5 protein-coding genes are annotated in these 5,450 nt (G+C 35.7%); 3 read left to right on the forward strand and 2 right to left on the reverse strand.

From position 1 onward, the window contains the following. Positions 1-242: GNAT family N-acetyltransferase (locus ACFIO3_RS08155; protein ID WP_375704297.1), on the forward strand; the 242-nt coding region annotated here is incomplete at its 5' end. 1,272 nt (positions 243-1,514) lie between these two features. Here ACFIO3_RS08155 and ACFIO3_RS08160 read toward each other — a convergent pair. Continuing rightward, entirely contained in the window at positions 1,515-2,090 is a 576-nt protein-coding gene (locus ACFIO3_RS08160; RefSeq protein WP_375607871.1) for an NADPH-dependent FMN reductase, read from the reverse strand. A gap of 12 nt (positions 2,091-2,102) precedes the next feature. Continuing rightward, the gene (gene thiD, locus ACFIO3_RS08165) at positions 2,103-2,960 is read right to left on the reverse strand and encodes a bifunctional hydroxymethylpyrimidine kinase/phosphomethylpyrimidine kinase (RefSeq protein ID WP_375704298.1); all 858 of its coding nucleotides are present in this window, start codon (positions 2,958-2,960) and stop codon (positions 2,103-2,105) included. 131 nt (positions 2,961-3,091) lie between these two features. Between thiD and ACFIO3_RS08170 the strand changes: the two genes are divergently transcribed. Continuing rightward, entirely contained in the window at positions 3,092-3,901 is an 810-nt protein-coding gene (locus ACFIO3_RS08170; RefSeq protein ID WP_375607873.1) for a lysophospholipid acyltransferase family protein, read from the forward strand. Between the two features lie 989 nt (positions 3,902-4,890). Continuing rightward, positions 4,891-5,450: D-alanyl-D-alanine carboxypeptidase family protein (locus tag ACFIO3_RS08175; protein ID WP_375704299.1), on the forward strand; the 560-nt coding region annotated here is incomplete at its 3' end.

Here is a 5,450-nt window from a genome sequence, read left to right on the forward strand (position 1 = left end):
TATGTTTTTGTATTAAAGCGGATGGGATTGGTGGAGTGTATGATATTGTCACCAAGCCGGATTTTCAGAAAAGAGGTGTTGGGACATTCATGACAAAAATTGCTATTGAGCATTTAAAAAGAAAGAGATGTCATATTATTGGTATGCAAGCCTTTCACGAGGGAATTAGCATTTATAAAAAATTGGGTTTTACAAACTTTGGTGAATTTAAAATTTATTCCAATAAACACATAGTGGTTTAGCTATGAACTCTTTTTTTGCTCATCAATTAAAAGAATTTATTATTTTCAACAAAACTCAAATATGATCAAGCAATCGATATAACCAAGGAAGCTTGGCCAATCCCCTTTAATACTGATAGTGAAAATCTAAAATCAGTTATTACAAATATAATTGTTTTAATATAATTGTTTTAAATGACTCACTCAAATTTTCTTATTTTTTTTACTTTGTCTTAAAAAAGATATCTATCACAAATCTAAATTGGATAAGTAAAAATTTTTTATTTGATATGATCTATAATTTACTGATTATTACTGATAATTATGGAGAACTCGAAAGCAAATATTTAAAACGACAGTTGCATCATAGTTTGTTAGATGGTTAGTCTGTTAATTAATTAATAAAAAAAATTTTCGCTTTATACAATAACCAAAGGAGCTTAAAAAAACTTTCAAAGATCATTTAAAGCCTCTTTCATGAATCTTTTTCTTTTCTTAAAAATCACAATTTGAGATGATTGGCTCTTGAACCGGAGACAGTTTTTTTAAACCACATGATTAAGATGTATTTACTTCTTTTGTCTTAAATTTGCTAAAGGTTTTTTGGATCTGAAGTACATCATTGAAAGACAGTAGAAACTCCCCCTTAGGTATGCAAAGCATGAAAAACAATTCATTCTTAGCACTATCATAAAGCAATCAGTAATCGGCTTTTATATTGCCCTCTTCATAAAAAGTATCTATGTTTCAAAAAAATATACAAAAAACGAACCTAATTCGCCATCTCAAATAATTAAAATTTTAGTTCATGCATAACCTTTCATTGCATCCAATACCTGTTGACTTATCTCCTGATGGATAAGCCACTGCCATCCATTTGATGTTGTTTTTCGTCCTAATTTAATGGGTATGAAATCGACCTTGTTCTTACGTGCGCAATCAACAAGCATTTAATCATGAGAATTGAAACCAAAAATATGAAGAATACATGGTGGCTTAGGTAAAAAAGCCAACTGCTCAATCAACGTGCAAGAAAATGCATAGGCGGATGAATGAATCCATAATATGCAATATGTTAAGCCCACACCATTGCGTCACAGTTTCTAAAAATTGTGTCTGCGAAGCCGTACAATAATAATCCAACGGCACACACATATAGTTTTTTGCAACACCTCAAGCTGATCCAGACGAGAAAGAAAGCGCGCCGCAATAATCACGTCTTGTGACTTTAGCGACTGACACAAAGGAGCAAGCATCCCCGTGTCACCTACCACTAAATAACGATATTGCTCATCATTTTTTATCATCTCTCCCAGCTTTCTGGTGTAAAAATGCACACATTTCATGAGCAAGCCGCTCACAACGTGTCCATACCTCTTTGCTTATGACTTTCCATGCACGACCTTCATCATCTGATGCAAAATCCTCTTTGGCCGAAGCGACTTGACATTGTAGCGCATACCCATAAAGCGTACGCACCACCGGCAATAAATGTTCACACGGTTGTGCACATCTTTTTGCCGTACTCCCATGAGAAATAAGCCCAACCGGTTTACTTAAAAAGGCATCATAGGCTAAATGATCAAGAGCATTTTTTAAAACACCAGAATAAGATCCTTGGTAAAGGGGGCTAGCGAGTATAACACCATCAGCTGCTGCAATTGTTTTAACAAATTGGCGGACGGCAGCACTTGGATTAGCCTCTACATTATGGTGATAATCTGGATCAGCAATCGGCAAAGGCTGTTCACGTAAATCAACCCAATGAAGAGATGCACCACGCGTCAATAGGCAATCAGCCAAGCAGTTAGCTAAAGCTCTTGTTAACGAGGGTTGACGTATAGATCCCAAAACAATCGCAATATTCAATAGGATTCTCCTTTATTTTTCATCCCATAGTTTACAAAAATGGTGAAGCGGCCCTCGCCCTTTTCCTACTTGCAAAACAGTTGAAGCTGCTAAAGTATTATTGAGATAATCTTTTGCTTGTTTAACAGCGCAAACCAAAGGTGTTGTCGGTAAAAGTGCTGCAATTGCAGCTGCAATAGTACACCCTGTCCCATGATCATTGGTCGTTATGATACGTGAAGCTTCAAGTATAACAAGGTTTTCACAATCACAATAAAGATCTGGACTAGAACAATCGTAATTTTCTGTACTATTTCTGGTAAGCGTATTCAAATGCCCCCCTTTTAACAGAACGGCATGGCACCCTAGCGCCAAGAGTCGTGGAGCATATTGATACATAGTCTCTAAAGACCATTGCACTTCACCTCCCAATAACAGTGCAGCTTCAGGCAAATTTGGCGTGATCAAAGTTGACATCGGCACAAGAACATCACGCATAATTTCAATTGCATCAGACTTTAAAAGAACATCACCACTTTTTGCAACCATAACCGGATCAAAAACAATGAAACGCGCTTTATGATAAGCAAGACGTTCTGCAATAACCTGTGCAATCTGAGCATTTGCAACCATACCAATTTTAACGGCATCAACATGGATATCCTCAAAAACAGAATCAATTTGATCTGCAACAAAAGAAGCATCTAATGCCTGAAAAGAACGTACGCCCTGAGTATTTTGTGCAACAACAGCTGTAACCACACTCATCCCATAAGTTTTCATAGCTGAAAAAACCTTCAAATCCGCTTGCATTCCAGCACCACCAGAAGGATCTGTTCCCGCAATAGATAAAATCCGTGGAATAAAAAGCTTATCTTTCTGTAATTCCATCCAGCTCTTTCCTTATGTTTTTAAATATCGAAAAATAAATTACCGAAAAAAATAGATGCTTGAAAAAACATAAAGAAGATGTTTTCTCATGTAAATTATATTATATATGAAAGTTCTCTTATAGCTATAAAATGGAAAATGTAGTGCTTATCCTTCGTTCTGTTCTTTTTACGTTTGCTTTTTATACAACCACTTTCATACAAATGATTCTTTACGCGCCCGTTTATTTTTTAATGCCACGTAAAAAAGCATGGATTGTCCCTAAAACATGGGCGCGCGTCACACTCTTTTTGCAAAAATATATCGCAGGCACAAGTTATGAGATTGAAGGTTTAGAAAATCTTCCCAAAGGAGCCTATATCATTGCTCCAAAGCATCAATCAGCTTGGGAAACTTTCAGTCTTGTTCCCTATTTTGATGATCCCACTCTCATTTTAAAACGTGAATTGATGTGGATTCCATTGTTTGGCTGGTATATGGCAAAAACACAAATTATCCCCATTAACCGTACAACCCCCATCAAAGCCTTAAAAATGGTTATACAAAAAGCAAAAGAGAAAGTAAAACAAGGGCGCCAAATCTTGATTTTTCCCGAAGGAACACGCCGACAACCCGGTCAAGAACCAGATTATAAGTCAGGAATTGTCGCTCTCTATAATGAACTGGGACTTCAAGTTGTCCCTATTGCACATAATGCGGGTTTATATTGGCCACGCAATAATTTTCGCCGTTATCCTGGAACAATCCGCGTTCGCATTCTTCCTCCCATAGAAGTTGGTTTAAGCAAACGTGATTTTCTAGATCAACTTGTCCAAAAGACTGAAAAAGCCTGTGATGAACTGCTTCTCTTAGCAGCTCAAGATCCTACCCCTCCTCCTATGCCACCATCCGCTGTCAAAAAACTTCAAAAACTAAATCAAGACACTCATGAATTAGAATAATGCATCGCTTTATATATTGAGCAGAATCTATGGAACAAAGATATAAGAAAAAAACTTAAAATTTCCTCATTCAAAATTATAAAAAACGATCAATGTATAAATTTTTTTGAAAAAGACTTCTTCTTATCTTGAAAATCGTTTAAATAATAAACACAGCATTGACAGCAAATAATAAATTCCAACATTTTTCTCCATAAACATAAGGATGAGATTTTCTGTAAGCTTCATGTGATACTTCTTACGAGCGACACATTTTAAAAGAAACATAACGGCTAATAAATATTTCTTTAAAACAGACACATGAATCGGCAACGCAACAGTGTTTATTGTGAGCGTTTTGCCTTGCACAAGGAACGTATTCTCCTATTAAAGTAAATACATAAAGGAACCGCATAATAAGAACTTTATACTTATGTACAAACAATGCTCAAAATGCTTGATGGGTGGAATTAGAAGAAAAATAAACAATATAGCATCGTATTATTTTTATGTATAAAATATTGATTTATAATGATAAATAACTTTTCATATTAAATAATAACTCCCAATATAGTAAAATCATCTCATTCTCCTCCTTCTCATATTGAATCTCATTAAATTTACTTCCTTGTCTGTCATAAGCAAGGTTCACGTATAGATAAAAAATACCTCATAGGCCATCTCAAGTGCCAAGAGTTGTCCTAACACAACCTAACAGAAGAGCAAGCAAAATGTATGATTATACCGGCTTATTCCTTCCTGCGAAACATCAATTCTCCCAAAAACCTGAAATCTTGCACAATCTTCATTATTTAAAAAGTATTTCTTGAGACACCTAAGCTATCAAACCAAATTCAAGGGGAAAATAAAGATGAGTGTTGGTCTTTATCTCTGAAACACAACTGATACAGCAATTAACCATCTGTCCTTTCAATCCTGGACTCAAAAGCTTTGTGTGTTACATTAAAATAATTCTAAATAACGAATAAAAAGGAACTCGATTTAAATTAATGAAACATCGCTTCTATAATTTATTTTTTTCTTTCGTTTTGAGTTTATCCAGCGCTTCTGTTCTAGCGCAGCCTTTTATTTCTGTTGATGTTACAACAGGACATATCTTAAAACATAATCAAGCTTTTGAACGTTGGTATCCAGCTTCCTTAACAAAATTAATGACCGCTTATGTTATTTTTCGTGCTATGAGCCGAGGTGAAATTTCACCAAACAAACCTATCACCATCAGCGAATATGCAGCAAAAGCTCCCTCATATCGTTCAGGCTATAAAGCCGGTTCCGTACTCACACTTGATACAGCCTTAAGTATCACCATGGTTAAATCTACCAATGATTTGGCTATTGCCATGAGTGAAGCCGTTGCAAATTCACAGAAAGATTTTGTACGTAAAATGAATAGCGAAGCTAAACGTTTAGGCATGTTTGGCACCCATTTTGCGAACGCAAGTGGTTTACCAGACCCTCAAAATTATTCCACAGCACGCGATATTGCTCTTTTAGCCGTTCAAATACGTCGAGAATTTCCACAATATGCTCATTATTTTTCTATTCCAGC

It is taken from the genome of Bartonella sp. AD328YNZD, assembly GCF_042196425.1.

What these genes read in the sequence shown, in the direction of transcription:
- thiD (WP_375704298.1), bottom strand. Translation starts at nt 2,960, where the DNA reads ATGGAATTACAGAAAGATAAGCTTTTTATTCCACGGATTTTATCTATT.
- ACFIO3_RS08170 (WP_375607873.1), top strand. Translation starts at nt 3,092, where the DNA reads ATGGAAAATGTAGTGCTTATCCTTCGTTCTGTTCTTTTTACGTTTGCT.